Below are 16821 nucleotides of genomic sequence, written 5' to 3'. Positions count from 1 at the left end.
CGTCCACCGGCAGGGGCGAGGTTCCGCGACCCCGTTCACGCATGCCCGTTCCTGTCCTCGTCCGCCGCGCTCCCGGCGCCCAGGTGCCGGGCGAGGCGCTTCAGCCCGCGGTGCGCGGCCGTGCGGACGGCGCCGGGGCGCTTGCCGAGGACGCGTGCGGCGGCCGGGCCGTCGAGGCCGACGACCACCCGCAGCAGCACCGCCTCGGCCTGGTCGCGCGGCAGTCCGCGCACCAGTTCCAGCGCCCGCTGCGTGGACAGCGACTCCAGGGCCTCGTCGTGGGTGCTGTGCCGGCCGGGCAGCTCCAGCACGTCCTGTTCCAGCGGCGCGGCCCGGGGCCGTATCCGCCGGCGGCGCAGCTGGTCCAGGGCCCGGTGCCGGGCGATGGTCGCGGTCCAGCCGCGGAAGCCGGCGCCGTCGCCCTGGAACCTGCCGAGGTCGCGGGCGATCTGCAGCCAGGCGTCGGCGGCCACGTCCTCCGCGTCCTCGCCGACGAGGCCGCGGAGAAAGCCCAGCAGGCCGGGCTGCACGATCCGGTAGGCCACCGCGAAGGCGGCCTCGTCGCCCTGCTGGGCGCGCGCGACGGCCTCGCCCAGCTCCCGGTCCCGCGGCTGCGGGCGCCGGGGTTCCCCTCCCTGGCCCAAGACGTCCTCGTTCGTGCCGAGTTCATGGCCACTGCGTGGCGCGTCCCTCACGGTCCGACACGCTCAGGCCGTGTCCCCGCCTCCACGATGATCTGCGCCGCGCCGCGCAGAAGTGTCACAGGAGTGGGAGCCGGGGTCCTCGCGGTCAGCGGGAGCTCGTCGCGTCCCGGCACAGCAGGCGCAGCGAGCCGCTGCCGCCGTAGACGCGCCGGGCCTCGTCGATGGGGTCCCAGAGTTTGCCGTCGGGGGTGCGCACCCAGTGGTCGCCGCCGGTCGCCCACCACTCGGCGCCGGTCTGGCGGACGATCACCTCACCGGCGTAGGCGCCGAAGCCGCGCAGCACGCTCTCGACAGCGGCGTACGGCGGTCCCTCACGGCTTATCTCCTCGATCATCCGGTCGACCCGCCACAGGCTCTGCGCCGAGTAGTCGAGCCGTACCCGGGCGCCTTCGCGCATCGTCGCCACGGTGTCCGCGGCCCACCGCACGGGCTTCGCCGCGGCGGGCGGCCTGGTCTCCTGCTGTGCTGTCAGGTACTGGGTTGTCACATAGGGGAAAGCGGCCGTCTCCGGCCGACTGTCACGCCGTTCAGTACGGTTGCGGCAACCACCGCAGAACTACCCCACGCCGACCGCACGACGGTCACAGGACTCGCGCAGCCAGGGGGTTTGAACGCCGCAGAGCCGGTGCGGGTCCGTCGCCCGCCTCGTACCGCCCGCCGGTGCGCCTCTCAGGCACCGGACTCGTTGCGCGCCCGCCGTGACACCACGGCCCGCAGCACCCGCCGCCCCTCGATCGACAGATCCAGCGCGCGGCGAAGGCCGTGCGGGCCGTGCTCGGCCAGCAGTTCCAGCACCGCCGTCTGCCGCCGCAGCTCCGCCGCGACCAGCGGAGGCAGGTCGGCCGTGTCTCCCGCGCGCCCGGCGTCCAGTCCGTCCCCCGCCTCCGTGCCGTCCGCCGCCGGATCCAGCAGCCGGTGTATCCGCAGCGCGGCAACCGAGCAGGCGTCGGCCCAGGGCCGCACCGCGTCGGCGGTGCGCTCGGCCGGGACCGCCTGCAGCATGCGGCGGACCAGCCGCGCGACCTCGTCGTCGTCGGACTCCTCGGCACCGAGCGCCCCGCGGGCCTTCTCCAGGCTTGCACCCCAGCCGGAGCCGTCGGCGAGGCTCGCCCACAGGGGGCGCAGCAGCTCGTCGTCGGCGCCGAGCAGAGGCAGGCACCGATCCAGACAAGCCAACCCGCTGGCCGCCAGTCCCCGTTCGTCGGCCTGTGCGATCAGTTCCACCAGGCTCATGAAATGTCTCCCTTGCCAGGGCGCCGCCCCATACGGAGCCCGCACTTCCCCTTACTGCGTGCAACGGCGCGGGAGTGTCACAGCGGATGTTTTCAGCCAAGCCGGTTCGCGAGATTCCGGAAGTCGGTCCAGGACAGCGCGGGCCTGCCCGGGTCCCACAGCTTCTGCACGGTGGCCCGCAGCGGCATCCGGATCCCGGCCGCCACCTGCGCCTCCGTCTGCGCGTTCGGGAAGTCGCACCACACCGCGAAGGAGCCGCCGAGGATCTGCCCGTCGTAACCCGCCGGTACGGCGCTCGTGCCGCGCAGCACCCGGGGGTTCCACTGCTCGTAGATCCGCTGTCCGGTCGGGTACACGAAGGTCTGCGGCTGACCGAGCACGTAGTAGAGGAACTCGTCGTTGTAGTTGAGCACCTTCCGCCCCGCGCTCAGGTACTCCACGGGCTGCCGGGCACCGAGCTCCTTGCCGGTCCAGTAGGCGGCCTGCAGGTCCTTCGCGGCCTGCACGGAGGTCCCGCGGTAGAAGCCGTCGTTCCAGGCCCGCACGGTCTTGCCGTGGGCGCGGACGGTGCCGGCCCGGTCGTTCAGCCAGCCGGTGGCGAGGTCGGCGACGGTGCCGCCGGAGCCGTACTTCTGCCGGGCCGCCGCGGCGAGCTGCGGATAGGACGCCTGCGCGTTCTTCACGGTCAGCGCCTGGTACTCGTCGCCGCCGAGGTGCCACTGGTTGCCGGTGAACAGCCCCGCGTACTCGTTCAGCAGGTCGTCGACGATCTTCGCGGAGGCGGGCTTGGAGATGTCGATGGCCCCCTTGGTCGCGATCCCGCTCGCGTTGCGCAGCTGGAGGTCCGGGTGGGCGGCGAGGACGGCGCCCAGGTGTCCGGGCGAGTCGATCTCGGGGACGACGGTGATGTGCCGGCTGTTCGCCAGCCCCACGATCCTCTTGACCTGCGCCTTGGTCAGATGGTCCGGGGAGACGATCTCGGGATGGGTGCTGGACTCGATGCGGAACGCCTGGTCGTCGGAGAAGTGCAGTCCCAGCTCGTTGAACTTCAGGTCCCCCAGCTCCCGTATTCGGTCCTCGATCCAGGATTCGCTGAACGGTTTGCGGGCGATGTCCAGCATGAACCCGCGCACCGGTTTGGCGGGCGCGTCCCGCACGACGCCCTCGGGCGCCGTACCGCCGCCGTGGACCTCCTGCTTCAGCGTGCGGGTGCCGTAGAAGACACCGGCCTCGCCGGGACCGCTGATGTCCACCCGCCCGTCACGGACGGTCATCGTGTACGACTCCTGGTTCCCGCCCCCGCCGCCGAGCGCGAGCCGGACGTCCCCCGCCCGCACGTCGTCCTTCTGGCCCGCGTAGCCGATCCCCAGCTCCCCGGCTATCAGCCGTCCCTCGTCGGCCAGCTCCGCGTCGCTGATCACCACCCGGTCCGCCTTCTGCGGCTTCCAGCCGGGCCCGCGCGCCGGAGCGTGCGAGCGCACCGCGGGTATCGTGCGCGGCGCCTGCGACAGCGCATAGGACCGGCTGGGCCGCGGACTCGCCGAGGGCGTGGCCGCACCGCTGGAGGCGCTGCCGGCCACCCGGCCGGACGACGACTGCTGTCGCGCACCCCCTTCCGGCTGCCCGCCGCCCCCGCCCGCCGAGGCCCATACGCCGACGCCCGTACCGAGCGCGACGGTCCCGACGAAGGCGGCGGCCACCACCGTCCGTTTCCGTATCACCTGCTGCGCCGAACCACGGCGCTTGTGCTGGGTCACCCTGCCAACGTACGACCGATCGGCGCTTCCTTCGTCACCGAGTCGCTCTGAAACTCTCCCGTCCGAGTGAATTTCAGGCATCGCACGGACACACAGTGACCACTCTCGATAACCTGACGACACACCTTTCACAGCATCCCCTGCCACGCCACATGTGACGCGAGGACCCACGCTGCCCGCCCACCGCCTTCCGTATCTCCCCACGCCCCTCGACGCCTTCAACAGCGCCCCCGGCGACGAGGCCCGCGCCCTCCTGCTGCGCTGCCTGGGCAGCCTGCGCTGGTCGCACCGCCTCGCGGACCACCGCCCCTACCCCGACCTGGACTCCCTCCTGGCGGCGGCGGACGAGGCGGCATACGACCTGTCGCCGGCGGATCTGGCGGAGGCCCTGGCGGGCGAGTCACTTCCCGACCTGCCCGAGGGCACCTACTCGGCGGCCCACATGGCTCTGAGCGCGGCCCACGCGGCCTATGAGGCCCGATTCGGACACGCGTTCGTCATCTATCTGGGCGACACTCACCCGGACGAGGCCATCGACCGCATCCTGGAGGCGATCCGATCACGATTGGCGAACGATCCGGAGGAGGAGCGGGTGATCGCGGCAGAGGAGCTACGGCGCCTCGCCCGAGGCAGGCTGGACACCTGCCTCGGGGGCGCGGGGAACTGTGCGACCAGCTACAACGCACCCGCACACGGCACATAACCGCTCATACCACCCCGGCAGCCGCACGGCCCCTAACCCATCCGGTGCCAGTTTGATCACACCGGGAGGCCCCCCGTAAGGCACAGCGCAGCGTCTCGCTACGATGCTGAGGGCCGGTGGACCGTACCCGGCCGGGCCCGACCGACAGTGAAGCCGGCGCGGCCCTAGTCCCCGCTCCCGGAGGGTTCTTCCGTGCCGGCTGGAACGCTGTACCGCGGCCGGGAAGGAATGTGGTCCTGGGTGGCTCACCGAGTCACCGGCGTCCTCATCTTCTTCTTCCTGTTCGTTCACGTGCTGGACACCGCTCTCGTGCGTGTCTCCCCCGAGGACTACGACAAGGTCGTAGCCACGTACAAGACGCCGATCGTCGCGCTGCTGGAGTACGGCCTCGTCGCCGCCATCCTCTTCCACGCGCTCAACGGCCTGCGCGTCATCGCCGTCGACTTCTGGTCGAAGGGCCCGCGCTACCAGAAGCAGATGTTCTGGACCGTGATGGGTGTCTGGGTCGTCCTGATGGCCGGCGCGGTCTACCCGGTCCTCGGCCACGCCGCCCGCGTTCTCTTTGGGAGCTGACGCCGATGTCGACCACTGAAACCACCGCGTCCGGCGTCGGCCCCGTCGAGGGAGCCGCCTACGACGTCGACAACCCGGCCCCGCTGATCGAGGCGCCGCGCAAGCGCACCAAGAAGACCCCGAAGTCGACCCGGGGCAACTTCGAGCTGGCCGCCTGGCTGTTCATGCGCCTGTCCGGCATCGTGCTGGTCGTCCTGGTCCTCGGCCACCTGCTGATCCAGCTCGTGCTGGACGGCGGTGTCTCCAAGATCGGCTTCGCCTTCGTGGCCGGCCGCTGGGCCTCCCCGTGGTGGCAGGTCTGGGACCTGCTGATGCTGTGGCTCGCGATGCTGCACGGCGCCAACGGCCTGCGCACGGTCATCAACGACTACGCGGAGCGCGCGAGCTCCCGCATGTGGCTGAAGGCCCTGCTGTACACCGCCACGGTGTGGACCATCCTGCTGGGCACGCTGGTGATCTTCACCTTCGACCCGAACATCCGCTAGGCACGGGGCTGCGAGAATCATGAAGATCCACAAGTACGACACCGTCATCGTCGGCGCCGGTGGCGCGGGCATGCGCGCCGCCATCGAGGCGACGAAGCGCAGCCGCACCGCCGTGCTGACCAAGCTCTACCCCACCCGCTCCCACACGGGCGCCGCGCAGGGCGGTATGGCCGCAGCGCTGGCCAACGTGGAGGAGGACAACTGGGAGTGGCACACCTTCGACACGGTCAAGGGCGGTGACTACCTGGTCGACCAGGACGCCGCCGAGATCCTGGCGAAGGAGGCCATCGACGCCGTCCTCGACCTGGAGAAGATGGGCCTGCCGTTCAACCGCACCAAGGACGGCACCATCGACCAGCGCCGCTTCGGCGGTCACAGCCGCAACCACGGCGAGGCCCCGGTCCGCCGGTCCTGCTACGCCGCGGACCGCACCGGCCACATGATCCTCCAGACGCTGTACCAGAACTGCGTCAAGGAGGGCGTGGAGTTCTTCAACGAGTTCTACGTCCTGGACCAGCTGATCACCGAGGTCGACGGCGTCAAGCACTCGGCCGGTGTCGTCGCCTACGAGCTGGCGACCGGTGAGATCCACATCTTCCAGGCGAAGGCCGTCATCTACGCCTCCGGCGGCTGCGGCAAGTTCTTCAAGGTGACCTCCAACGCGCACACCCTCACCGGTGACGGCCAGGCCGCCGTCTACCGCCGGGGCCTGCCGCTGGAGGACATGGAGTTCTTCCAGTTCCACCCGACCGGCATCTGGCGCATGGGCATCCTGCTCACCGAGGGTGCCCGCGGCGAGGGCGGCATCCTGCGCAACAAGGACGGCGAGCGCTTCATGGAGAAGTACGCTCCCGTCATGAAGGACCTGGCGTCCCGTGACGTCGTGTCCCGCTCCATCTACACGGAGATCCGCGAGGGCCGCGGCTGCGGTCCCGAGGGCGACCACGTCTACCTGGACCTCACGCACCTGCCGCCGGAGCAGCTGGACGCCAAGCTCCCGGACATCACCGAGTTCGCGCGCACCTACCTCGGTATCGAGCCGTACACGGACCCGATCCCGATCCAGCCGACCGCGCACTACGCGATGGGCGGCATCCCGACGAACGTCGAGGGTGAGGTCCTGGCGGACAACACCACCGTCGTGCCGGGTCTGTACGCGGCCGGCGAGGTCGCCTGCGTCTCCGTGCACGGCGCCAACCGCCTCGGCACCAACTCGCTGCTGGACATCAACGTCTTCGGCCGCCGTGCGGGCATCGCCGCCGCCGAGTACTCGGCGAAGGCCGACTTCGTCGAGCTGCCGGAGGGCCCGGAGACGTTCGTCGTCGAGCAGATCGAGCAGCTGCGCAACTCCACCGGCAACGAGCGGGTGGCCACCCTGCGCCGTGAGCTGCAGGAGACCATGGACGCCAACGTCATGGTGTTCCGCACCGAGCAGACGATCAAGACGGCCGTCGAGAAGATCGCCGAGCTGCGCGAGCGCTACAAGAACGTGGCGATCCAGGACAAGGGCAAGCGGTTCAACACCGACCTGCTGGAGGCCATCGAGCTGGGCAACCTGCTGGACCTGGCCGAGGTCATGGCCGTCTCGGCGCTGGCCCGCAAGGAGTCCCGCGGCGGTCACTACCGCGAGGACTACCCGAACCGCGACGACGTCAACTTCATGCGCCACACCATGGCGTACCGCGAGGTCGGCGCCGACGGCTCGGAAACCGTCCGTCTCGACTACAAGCCGGTCGTCCAGACCCGCTACCAGCCGATGGAGCGTAAGTACTGATGGCTACCCCTGTTCTGGACAAGGCGGACGCGGCCGGCCGGCCCGAGCCCGGTTTCGCCGACTCCCCCTACATCACGGTCACCTTCCGGATCCGCCGGTTCAACCCGGAGGTCTCGGCGGAGGCGGCCTGGGAAGACTTCCAGCTGGAGATCGACCCGAAGGAGCGTGTCCTCGACGGCCTCCACAAGATCAAGTGGGACGTCGACGGCACCCTCACCTTCCGCCGCTCGTGCGCGCACGGCATCTGCGGCTCGGACGCGATGCGGATCAACGGCAAGAACCGCCTTGCCTGCAAGACGCTGATCAAGGACATCAACCCCGAGAAGCCGATCACGATCGAGCCCATCAAGGGCCTGACGGTCCTGAAGGACCTGGTCGTGGACATGGAGCCGTTCTTCCAGGCGTACCGGGACGTCATGCCGTTCCTGGTCACCAAGGACACGAACGAGCCGACCCGTGAGCGGCTGCAGTCCGCCGAGGACCGCGAGCGCTTCGACGACACCACCAAGTGCATCCTGTGCGCCGCGTGCACGTCGTCCTGCCCGGTGTTCTGGAACGACGGCCAGTACTTCGGTCCGGCCGCGATCGTGAACGCCCACCGCTTCATCTTCGACAGCCGTGACGAGGCGGGCGAGCAGCGCCTGGAGATCCTCAACGACCGTGACGGTGTGTGGCGTTGCCGTACGACCTTCAACTGCACGGACGCCTGCCCGCGCGGTATCGAGGTCACCAAGGCGATCCAGGAAGTGAAGCGCGCGCTCATCACGCGCCGCTACTGATCTTCCCGGTCATCCGCATCCGGCCCGAGGGCCCTGCTTCCGATCCTCCGGAAGCGGGGCCCTCGGGCGTTTTTGTCGCGTTTCACCGACCCGCGGTTCTAATCTGACGACATGTCAGACAAAGAGTCGTACGAACTGCTCGGTTTCGACAACGTGCTGCTGCCCGTCGGTGACCTCGGCGAGGCCGTCGACTTCTACGAGCGGGCCGGGTTCACCGTGGGGTTCCGGTTCGACGAGGCCGGGATCGCGCTGCTGAGGGTCGGCGCGGAGACCCCCGGGATCCTGCTGCGCGCCGAGGAGGCACTGGGGCACCGGACGCCGCCCTGGCCCTCGTCGCGCATCTGGCTGGAGGTGCCGGACGCACGGGCGGCGGCCCGGGAGCTGGCCGCGGCCGGCATCACCCCGCTGGACGAGGTGTTCCGCGCGGCCACCGGCTGGACCGTGGAGATCGCCGACCCCTGGGGCAACGTTCTCGGCTTCACGGACTACACCAAGCGCCCGGAACTGGGCCGCCGTTGGTGAGCCGGAGGACTCCACTCTTGAGTTGAACACGTTCAAAAATGGGGCTAGAGTCATCCCTGTCAGCGTTTTGAACGCGTTCAAGAAGGGGTGGGGCATGGACCGCACCGTCATCGCCTACGTCATCTACCTGGTCGTCAGCATCGCGCTGACCATCTGGGTGGCCCGCACGCTCAGCCGCAACGGCCGGATCTTCCTCGCCGACGTGCTGCACGGCAACGAGAAGCTCGCGGACGCCGTCAACCACCTCCTGGTCGTCGGCTTCTACCTGGTCAACCTCGGATTCGTGGCGCTGTATCTGAGCGGGGACGAGACGATCGAGGACACCCGCGGCATCTTCGAGGCGCTGTCGACCAAGCTGGGCGTGGTCCTGCTGGTGCTCGGCGTGATGCACCTGGGCAATGTGTACGTCCTCAACCGCATCCGCCGGCGCGGGATCATGGAGCGCGAGCAGCAGCCCCCGGTCACCCCGCAGGAGTGGATCACCCCGGCGGCCGGGGCGTGACCACCGTGACCGGCATGACCACCGCGGAGGACCGGGGCGCCACGGGGGGCATCCCGGCCCTCCGCGGGCTGACCGTGCTGTACGACGCCGAGTGCGGCCTGTGCACGCATCTGCGGGACTGGCTCGCGCGGCAGCCGCAGCTGGTCCCGCTGGAGCTGCTGCCGGCGGGCTCCGACCGGGCCCGGGCCCGCTTCCCCGGGCTCGACCACCCGGCCACCCTCGACGAGGTCACCGTCGTCGGCGACTCCGGCCAGGTCTACCGGGGCGCCGGCGCCTGGATCGTCGTCCTGTGGGCCCTGCGCGAGCACCGGCCCCTCGCCCACCGGCTGAGCACCCCGTCCGGCGCCCGGCTCGCCCGCGGGGCGGTGCTGGCGGCGGCGAAGTGGCGCGGCGCGCAGTGGGGCGGGCACCAGACGTACCGGCGGCAGGACGGGTGGTCGTACCACCCGAGCACCGGCTGGAGCTACAACCCGCCGTCCTGCCCCGACGGCTCCTGCGCCACCCGTTAGGGTCCTTTGCCGCACTCGTTAGGCTCTTGTACCGTGCCCGCGAAGAACGACGGTCCCGAGACGGCCGGCTCCCCCAGCAGCAAGTCCGAGCAGACCCGCGCGCTGATCCTGGAGACCGCGATGCGGTTGTTCCAGGAGCGCGGGTACGACAAGACCACCATGCGGGCCATCGCCAAGGAGGCCGGGGTCTCCGTAGGCAACGCCTACTACTACTTCGAGGGCAAGGAACACCTGATCCAGGGCTTCTACGACCGGATCGCCGCCGAGCACCAGGCGGCGGTCCGCGAGATCCTGGACCGGGAGACCGACCTGGAGGCGCGGCTGGCCGGCGTACTGACCCGCTGGCTCGACATCGCCCGGCCCTACCACGAGTTCGCCGTGCAGTTCTTCAAGAACGCCGCCGACCCCGACAGCCCGCTCAGCCCCTTCTCACCGGAGAGCGAACACGCCCGCGAGCAGGCCATCAGCGTCCACCGGGAGGTGCTGGCCGGCTCGAAGTCCAAGGTCGCCCCCGAACTGCGGGACGTCCTTCCGGAGTTGCTGTGGCTCTCCCAGATGGGGCTGGTCCTGTACTGGATCTTCGACCGCACCGAGGACCGCGAGCGCAGCTACCGGCTCGCCCGGCGCGGCGCCCGGCTGACCGCCCGCGGAGTGGCGCTCGCCCGCTTCCGTGTGCTGCGCCCCCTGGTCCTGGAGGTCCATGAACTGTTCACGGACTTCCTGCCCGGCATGACGAAGGCGCTGCCGGACCCGCGGGCCAAGGGGCCCAAGGAGCGCAAGGGGCCCGAGGACGAGGAGTGACCCCGGTCAGATCCAGTTCAGACGCCACAGGCGGAACACGCCCGTGCCGTCGTCCAGGTACTGGCTGCCGCCCACGTCCTCGGTGCCGACCACGTACTCCTTGCGCTGCCACAGCGGGATCAGCGGAACGTCCCGGGCGACGTCCGCCTGGATGTCCTTGAAGTCGCCCGCGGCCCGGCTGCGGTCGGGGTACTGCTGGCTGTCCAGGATGAGATGGTCGACCAGTTTGTTGCTGTACCCGGTGCTCATCGTGGAGCCGGTGCCGACGAGCGCGGCGCCGAAGGTGTCCGGGTCGGGATAGTCGGCCACCCAGCCGACCGCCCACGCGTCGATCTTCCCGGTGGCCCAGCGCTTCTGGAAGTCGGTCCACTCGTACCCCTGGACGTCCACCTTGAACAGACCGCCCGCCTCCAGCTGCTTCTTCAGCGCCGCGGCCTCCTCCTCACCGGCGCCCCGGTTCCTGCCGTAGCCGAAGGTGAAGCGCACCGGCAGGCTCACCCCGGCCTGGGTGAGCAGCGCACGCGCCTTCTGCACGCTCTGCGTCGGGTAGTCGTCGAAGAAGGAGGTGGTGTGGCCGGTGATGCCGGTCGGGATCAGCGAGTACAGCGGGTCGACCGTGCCCTCGTAGACCGTCGCGGCCAGCTCCTCGCGGTTGACCAGCCAGGCCATCGCGCGGCGCACCCGCACGTCGTGCAGCGGAGAGGTCGCGCGGGTGTTGAGGTACAGGTTGCGGGTCTCGGCGCTGTCGGACTCGGTGATGCGCTGCTTGGGGTCGCTGGGGTTGAGGTGGGAGAGCACGTGCGGCGGCAGGTCCCGGGTGGCGACGTCCACCTGGCCCGCCTTCCAGGCGCTGTCGAGTTTCGCCGAGTCGGCGTAGTAACGCAGCTCGATGGGACGGCCGGTGCCGCTGAGGTAGCCCTCGTACCGCCCGTTCGGCCTCAGTTCGGCCTGCCGGCCCCTGGTGTACGAGGCCAGGGTGTACGGGCCCGTGCCGTCGACCGCGGTACCGGTGCGCAGGGAGTCGGCCGGGTAGGCGTCCTTGTCCACGATCGCCCCGGCGCCCGTGGCGACCTTCAGCGGGAAGGTGGCGTCGGGGGACGACAGGTGGAAGGTGACGGTCGTCGCGTTGTCGGCGCTCACCGAGGCGAGCGTGGCGAACAGCGACGACGGGCCGACATCGGAGTTGATCCTCTTGACGCGGTCGAAGGAGTACTTCACGTCCTCGGCCGTCATCGCGCGCCCGCTCGGGAAGGTGATCCCGGACCGCAGCGTGCACCGGTACGTCCGCAGGCCGGCGCCCTGGAAGGCACAGCTCTTCGCCGCGTCCGGGACCGGCTCGACGCCGCCCGGTTCGAACGTCAGCAGCGACTGGAAGACATTGCTGAACAGGGCCCAGGAACCGGCGTCGTAGGCACCGGCCGGGTCGAGGTTCGTGACGGCGTCCGTCGTACCGACCCTGATGGCCCTGTTCTTGTCCTGTTGCGACGGCAGCAGCTGCCAGCCGCCGATTCCCACGACCGCGAGCACGAGCAGTGTCATGAGAACGCGCATGCGAACAGATCGCATGGTGGTGCCCTCCCCAGGCCTGCAAAAGCCCTACCCCTGGCCAGCACTGTTTGCGCCACTCCCCTAGTGGCGCGGCTCACCTAATCACACCTGTTTCAGATGGGGGAAGGGCTTTCTGACCAGATGAGCAAGAACTTACCGAGGCGTTTGTTTCCGCCGGGTTTCACAGGGCCTTCACAGGCGTGGGAGCGGTTGCCGCCGACGGGCGCTATGACGTCCGGCGCAGTGCACGCAGGCCGCGCAACCCGATGACTCCGATGACCGTCCCCCATACGAAGGAAACGACCGCCAGCAGCAGGTGCACCCAGAAGTACGCGGTCGGGTGGCCGTGGTCGAAGGCGAGTCCGCTGCTGTCCTTGACCAGGTTCTTGACGAAAGTGACCCAGATGACCCAGGACCACACCCCGAAAACGAGCAGGAACCAGGAGACCGGGCGGCTGAGCTTCATGGCACCAGTATCACCGTCGGCTGTCCGGTTCCGTGTCGGGGGTGACCTGGGTCATGGGACTCCATGGCCGACAAAAGGTACGTTCTCGACCGTGCCCGCACCGAAGAAGACCGGCCGGCGCTCGCTGCTGGTCACCTCCGCCGCCCTGCTGTCCCTGTCCGTCACCGCGCCCGCCGCCCTCGCCGCCCCGGCCCCGCCGGCGAGTCCGTCGGCGACGCCCCCGGCCCGCATGTCCACCGTGGGCGGGGAGCGGCTCGGGCAGCCCGGCACACAGGTGAACCTGGCCCCGGGTGTGCCCGTGCTGCCGAAGGACCTCACCGCCCGCTCCTGGATCGTCTCCGACGCGGAGTCGGGGCAGGTGCTCGCCGCGCACAACGCGCACTGGCGGCTGCCCCCGGCCAGCACACTGAAGATGCTGTTCGCGGACACCCTGCTGCCCAGGTTCCCCAGGACCATGGAGCACAAGGTCGCGCCGGCCGACCTCGCGGGCGTGGGCGCCGGCTCCAGCGTGGTCGGGATAACGGAGGGCCACGCCTACACCGTCCACGACCTGTGGCTCGGTGTCTTCCTGCGCTCGGGCAACGACGCCGTGCATGTGCTGTCCGCGATGAACCAGGGCGTCGCGCAGACCGTCAAGGACATGCAGAACCACGCCGACGAGCTCCAGGCCCTGGACACCCATGTCGTCTCCCCGGACGGCTACGACGAGCCGGGACAGGTGTCGTCGGCGTACGACCTGACGCTGTTCGCCCGGTCCGGGCTGCAGAAGAAGGACTTCCGCGACTACTGCTCGACCGTCAGCGCGAAGTTCGAGTCCGGTGAGATCCGCAATACCAACCGGCTGCTGAGCGGCGACACCGACGTGCCCGTCTACCAGGGCATCGCCGGGGTGAAGAACGGCAACACCACCAACGCGGGCGCCACCTTCACCGGCGTCGCCGAGCGGAACGGCAAGGTGCTGCTGGTCACGGTGATGAATCCGCAGAAGCACGAGCACAACGAGGTCTACAAGGAGACCGCGAAGCTGTTCGACTGGGGCTTCCAGGCGGTCGGCAAGGTCGGCCCGGTGGGCGAGCTGGTGCCGCCGAAGAGCGCCGCGCCGAGCCCCGCGCAGTCCGGGGCCGGCGCCTCCGCCGGACCGTCCACGGGGACCGGCGGCTCCGGCTCCAGGCCGGTGGCCGGAACCACCACCCGCTCGGGCTCCCGCGGCGTGGGCATCGCCGCAGCCATCACGGGCGGCGTGCTGGTGCTGCTCGCGGGCGCGGCGTTCCTGATCAACCGCCGGTGGCCGCTGCCGGACCTGATGCGCCGCCGGACCCGTCCCTGACCTCGGCGGGTTCGGCCTCGGTGCTCGGCGTCGCCGTCCAGGAGGCGCAGAACAGGACGAGTCTCGCGGTGAAGTCGATCCACAGCAGCAGCGCCACGGGCACGCCGAACGCGCCGTACATGCTCTTCGCGGCCACCCCCTGGATATAGCCGCTGAGCAGCAGCTTCAGCAGTTCGAAGCCGACCGCGCCGAGCAGCGCGGCCACCAGCAGGCGGCGGCGCGGCGGCTCGACCCCCGGCAGCAGGGTCAGGACGTAGAGCAGGACCAGGAAGTCGGCGAGCACGGCGACGGCGAACGCCGCGATCCGCAGCAGCACACTGCCCCAGCCCTGCTCGGCGAGGCCCAGCGCACGCGAGACCAGGCCGACGGCGGCCGACGCGAGCGTGGACGCGGCGAGGGTGACGAGCAGGGCGCCGCCGAGGCCGAGGAGGATGCCGGCGTCCTTGGCCTTGGCCACCAGCGGGTTCTGCTGCTGGTCCGGCAGCTCCCACACCGCCCGCAGGCAGTCCCGCATCTGCCCGACCCAGCCGACGCCGGTGAACAGCAGCGCGGCGCCCGCGATGACGCCGACCGTGCCGGCGTTGTCGACCAGCGAGGTGAGGTCCAGCCGGCTGGAGACGACGCCCGGGAACTGTTCGGCGATCTTGTGCTCGACGGTCTTCTGCCGGGCCGGGCTGAGCGTGGCGGCACTGATCGCGGCGGCCACGGTCAGCAGCGGGAAGAGCGCCACGAAGCTGACGAACGTCATGGCGGCGGCCAGTCGCGTCCACTTCACCCGGTCCAGCCGTTCGTAGCAGCGCCACGCGTGCGTGGCCATCAGGCGGGTGACGATCGGCCCGATGCCGGGGAGTCTCTTCAGCCAGTCCATGATCCGTCCCTGCCCCTGCCGGCGCGCTCGTATGACATCCCACTAATCCCCCATTGTGTGGAGCGGGCGAATGTTCCGTAACTAACCACCCGTACCGGGGCGATACGGTCACCGACATGCCTGGAGACACGGTTTCCGTCATCCGCCCGCGGACGTACGAGGAGGCCGCGGCAGCCGTCCGCGCCTGCGGGGCGGGCGGTGTCGTCGCCCGGGGCGGCCCGGCACGGACGCACGGGGACGCGGCCCGGAACGCCGGCGGCACCGTCCTCGACACGACCGGCCTCGACCGCGTCCATGTCGTCGACGCCGACGAGGGCATCGTGCTGTGCGGCGCCGGTGTCCTGCTGCACCGGCTGACCGAACTCCTGCTGCCGCTCGGCTGGTTCGTGCCGGTCGCCGCCGCCACCGGCCCGGTGACCGTCGGCGGGGCGATCGGCGCCGACCTCCACGGCGACAGCCATCACGTCTGCGGGTCCTTCTCCCGCCATGTGCTGTCCGTGGAGCTGCTGACCGCCGACGGCGAGGTCCACGCGGTCAAGCCGGGCACCGAGCTGTTCGAGGCGACCGCCGGCGGCATGGGCCTGACCGGGGTGATCCTGACGGCCACGATCCGGCTGCTGCCGGTGCAGACGGCGTATCTGACAGTCGCCACCGAACGCGCCACCGACCTCGACGACCTGCTGGCCCGGCTGACCGCCGACGGCCACCGCGCGCGCTACTGCGCCGCCCGGATCGACCTGACGGCCCGGGGCGCGGCCACCGGACGCGCCGTCCTCACCCGCGCCGACCACACCCCGCTCGACGGCCTCCGCGCGGGCACGCGCGCGTGGCGGCACCCGCTGTCCCACCGCGCGCGCCGCATCCCGACCGCCCCCGCCCTCGTCCACTCCCGCATTCCCGCCCTCGTCCCCGCCCTCGTCCCGAGTGGTGCCTTCGGCGGCCTCCCCGGCGGTCTCCTCGGCCGTACCGCCGCCGGCCTGCTGGGCGGGATCCGGTACCACACGGCGGCGCCACGCGCGCGTACCGGCCAACTCCGGCCGCTGTCCGCCGTCTTCGGCCCCGCGGACACCCTCCCCCACGTCCCGCTCGGGAACCGCCCGCACGGCCGCGCCGGCCGGGTGCGCTACGAGTTCGCCGTCGGCCACGGCCAGGAGGAGACCCTGCACCGGATCGTGCGGCGCCTGGCCGCACACCGCTGCCCGTCCTTCCAGGCCGTCCTGCGGCCCCTCGGGGACGCGGACGCCGGCTGGCTCTCCTTCCCCCTGCCCGGCTGGACCCTCGCCCTGGACGTGCCGGCCGGGCTGCCCGGACTCGCCGCCTTCCTCGACGACCTCGACGAGGAGATCACCGCGGCCGGCGGCCGTATCCGCCTCGCCGGGGACGCGCGGCTCCGCCCCGGCCTGCTCGCCGCCATGTATCCGCGCGTGGCCGACTTCCGCGCGCTGCGCACCCGGCTGGACCCGCGCGGAGTGTTCGTCTCCGACCTCGCCCGCCGGCTCGGGCTCTAGCCGGCTGCGCGCCTCAAGACCTCTACGACACCGCGCTGCTGCGGAGCGCACCGGCCTGGGGCGGAACCACCGACCCGCCGAACGCGAACTCCCGCAGCTTGCGCCACACGCCGTCCGCGCCCTGCTCGTACAGGGCGAACCCCGTGCACGGCCACTGGGCGTCGAACCCGGCCAGTTCCTCGAAGGCCCGGTCCATCGCCGTCTCGTCGATCCCGTGTGCGACGGTGACATGCGGGTGGTACGGGAACTGCAGCTCGCGCGCCACCGGCCCGGACGCGTCCCGCACCCGCTGCTGCAGCAGGGTGCAGTCCTCGGCGCCCTGGACGACACGGACGTAGACCACCGGGGACAGGGGACGGAAGGTGCCGGTGCCGGACAGGCGCATCGGGAACGGCCGGCCCGCAGCGGCCACTTCGGTGAGGTGCGCCTCGACGGCCGGCAGCTCGGCCTCGTCGACCTCCGTCGGCGGCAGCAGGGTGACGTGCGTGGGGATGCCGTGAGCCGCGGCGTCGCCGAAGCCCGCGCGCCGCTCCTGGAGCAGGCTGCCGTAGGGCTCCGGGACCGCGATCGACACGCCGATCGTTACGGTCCCCACGTCGTCTCCTGTCGTCGTGCCCGTGTTCCTGTGTCTGTTTTCTGCTCAGCCGCCGGATTCCTCCGGCTGTTGGCTATCGACTGTACGGCCATGACTGTCCTGTGGGCAGGCGCAGCGGAAGTGATGTGCAGCGCTCTGCCCGGCCGGACGGGTGTGCGGTCGTACGC

Annotated in this window: 19 protein-coding genes; 11 read left to right on the top strand and 8 right to left on the bottom strand. The window is 70.8% G+C overall.

The window, feature by feature from the left end:
• Nucleotides 1-35: 35 nt before the first annotated feature.
• From ACIGXP_RS04300 to ACIGXP_RS04285, 4 genes are all read right to left on the bottom strand, one after another.
• Nucleotides 36-644 carry an RNA polymerase sigma factor gene (locus ACIGXP_RS04300; protein ID WP_399764826.1) on the bottom strand — a complete coding sequence of 203 codons (609 nt, stop codon included), beginning with the start codon at nt 642-644 and terminating at the stop codon, nt 36-38.
• A gap of 145 nt (nt 645-789) precedes the next feature.
• Nucleotides 790-1176: a hypothetical protein gene (locus ACIGXP_RS04295; RefSeq protein WP_399764825.1), complete on the bottom strand. Its 387-nt coding sequence runs from the start codon at nt 1174-1176 to the stop codon at nt 790-792.
• A 197-nt stretch (nt 1177-1373) separates the two neighbouring features.
• Nucleotides 1374-1937, bottom strand: coding sequence for a hypothetical protein (locus tag ACIGXP_RS04290; protein ID WP_363218666.1), 564 nt, complete (start codon nt 1935-1937; stop codon nt 1374-1376).
• Nucleotides 1938-2029: 92 nt separating this feature from the next.
• Complete coding sequence (locus tag ACIGXP_RS04285; RefSeq protein ID WP_399763843.1) at nt 2030-3694, bottom strand: glycoside hydrolase family 20 protein; 1665 nt, start codon at nt 3692-3694, stop codon at nt 2030-2032.
• A gap of 154 nt (nt 3695-3848) precedes the next feature.
• Between ACIGXP_RS04285 and ACIGXP_RS04280 the strand changes: the two genes are divergently transcribed.
• The 9 genes from ACIGXP_RS04280 (at nt 3849) to ACIGXP_RS04240 (ending at nt 10342) form a co-directional block, all read left to right on the top strand.
• Nucleotides 3849-4397 carry a 2-oxo-4-hydroxy-4-carboxy-5-ureidoimidazoline decarboxylase gene (locus tag ACIGXP_RS04280; protein WP_399763841.1) on the top strand — a complete coding sequence of 183 codons (549 nt, stop codon included), beginning with the start codon at nt 3849-3851 and terminating at the stop codon, nt 4395-4397.
• A 192-nt stretch (nt 4398-4589) separates the two neighbouring features.
• Nucleotides 4590-4970: a succinate dehydrogenase, cytochrome b556 subunit gene (sdhC, locus tag ACIGXP_RS04275; RefSeq protein WP_079161351.1), complete on the top strand. Its 381-nt coding sequence runs from the start codon at nt 4590-4592 to the stop codon at nt 4968-4970.
• A 5-nt stretch (nt 4971-4975) separates the two neighbouring features.
• A complete protein-coding gene (locus ACIGXP_RS04270) occupies nt 4976-5455 on the top strand; it encodes a succinate dehydrogenase hydrophobic membrane anchor subunit (RefSeq protein ID WP_360081382.1) in 480 nt (159 codons plus the stop codon).
• A 19-nt stretch (nt 5456-5474) separates the two neighbouring features.
• The gene (gene sdhA, locus ACIGXP_RS04265) at nt 5475-7229 is read left to right on the top strand and encodes a succinate dehydrogenase flavoprotein subunit (protein WP_363214815.1); all 1755 of its coding nucleotides are present in this window, start codon (nt 5475-5477) and stop codon (nt 7227-7229) included.
• Entirely contained in the window at nt 7229-8008 is a 780-nt protein-coding gene (locus ACIGXP_RS04260) for a succinate dehydrogenase iron-sulfur subunit (protein WP_363214814.1), read from the top strand. Before sdhA ends, ACIGXP_RS04260 begins: the two co-directional genes overlap by 1 nt.
• Nucleotides 8009-8119: 111 nt before the next feature.
• Nucleotides 8120-8530 (top strand): VOC family protein, encoded by a 411-nt coding sequence (locus tag ACIGXP_RS04255; RefSeq protein ID WP_363214813.1) that lies wholly within the window; start codon nt 8120-8122, stop codon nt 8528-8530.
• 94 nt (nt 8531-8624) lie between these two features.
• Entirely contained in the window at nt 8625-9032 is a 408-nt protein-coding gene (locus tag ACIGXP_RS04250; protein WP_363214812.1) for a hypothetical protein, read from the top strand.
• A gap of 14 nt (nt 9033-9046) precedes the next feature.
• Nucleotides 9047-9541 (top strand): thiol-disulfide oxidoreductase DCC family protein, encoded by a 495-nt coding sequence (locus ACIGXP_RS04245; protein ID WP_399763833.1) that lies wholly within the window; start codon nt 9047-9049, stop codon nt 9539-9541.
• Nucleotides 9542-9574: 33 nt separating this feature from the next.
• Nucleotides 9575-10342 (top strand): TetR/AcrR family transcriptional regulator, encoded by a 768-nt coding sequence (locus tag ACIGXP_RS04240; protein WP_399763830.1) that lies wholly within the window; start codon nt 9575-9577, stop codon nt 10340-10342.
• Between the two features lie 6 nt (nt 10343-10348).
• On the opposite strand, the gene ACIGXP_RS04235 is transcribed toward ACIGXP_RS04240, so the two are convergent.
• Together ACIGXP_RS04235 and ACIGXP_RS04230 are read right to left on the bottom strand one after the other, a co-directional pair.
• Entirely contained in the window at nt 10349-11908 is a 1560-nt protein-coding gene (locus ACIGXP_RS04235; protein WP_399763828.1) for an ABC transporter substrate-binding protein, read from the bottom strand.
• A 208-nt stretch (nt 11909-12116) separates the two neighbouring features.
• Nucleotides 12117-12356: an SCO4848 family membrane protein gene (locus ACIGXP_RS04230; protein ID WP_351238855.1), complete on the bottom strand. Its 240-nt coding sequence runs from the start codon at nt 12354-12356 to the stop codon at nt 12117-12119.
• A gap of 91 nt (nt 12357-12447) precedes the next feature.
• Between ACIGXP_RS04230 and ACIGXP_RS04225 the strand changes: the two genes are divergently transcribed.
• A complete protein-coding gene (locus tag ACIGXP_RS04225) occupies nt 12448-13683 on the top strand; it encodes a D-alanyl-D-alanine carboxypeptidase family protein (protein ID WP_399763823.1) in 1236 nt (411 codons plus the stop codon).
• On the opposite strand, the gene ACIGXP_RS04220 is transcribed toward ACIGXP_RS04225, so the two are convergent.
• The gene (locus ACIGXP_RS04220; protein WP_399763820.1) at nt 13631-14551 is read right to left on the bottom strand and encodes a YihY/virulence factor BrkB family protein; all 921 of its coding nucleotides are present in this window, start codon (nt 14549-14551) and stop codon (nt 13631-13633) included. The two genes, ACIGXP_RS04225 and ACIGXP_RS04220, sit on opposite strands and share 53 nt — an antisense overlap.
• Nucleotides 14552-14667: 116 nt before the next feature.
• Between ACIGXP_RS04220 and ACIGXP_RS04215 the strand changes: the two genes are divergently transcribed.
• On the top strand, nt 14668-16059 hold the full coding sequence (locus ACIGXP_RS04215) for an FAD-binding protein (protein WP_399763817.1): 1392 nt from the start codon (nt 14668-14670) through the stop codon (nt 16057-16059).
• A 22-nt stretch (nt 16060-16081) separates the two neighbouring features.
• On the opposite strand, the gene ACIGXP_RS04210 is transcribed toward ACIGXP_RS04215, so the two are convergent.
• Nucleotides 16082-16654: a 2'-5' RNA ligase family protein gene (locus ACIGXP_RS04210; protein WP_399763814.1), complete on the bottom strand. Its 573-nt coding sequence runs from the start codon at nt 16652-16654 to the stop codon at nt 16082-16084.
• Nucleotides 16655-16821 lie beyond the last annotated feature (167 nt).

Origin of the sequence: Streptomyces sp. NPDC053069, from assembly GCF_044546895.1 — a bacterium.
Classification (GTDB): Bacteria; Actinomycetota; Actinomycetes; order Streptomycetales; family Streptomycetaceae; genus Streptomyces.
The sequence above is the reverse complement of the archived record's forward strand: the minus strand, read 5'-3'. Positions and strand labels throughout refer to the sequence as shown.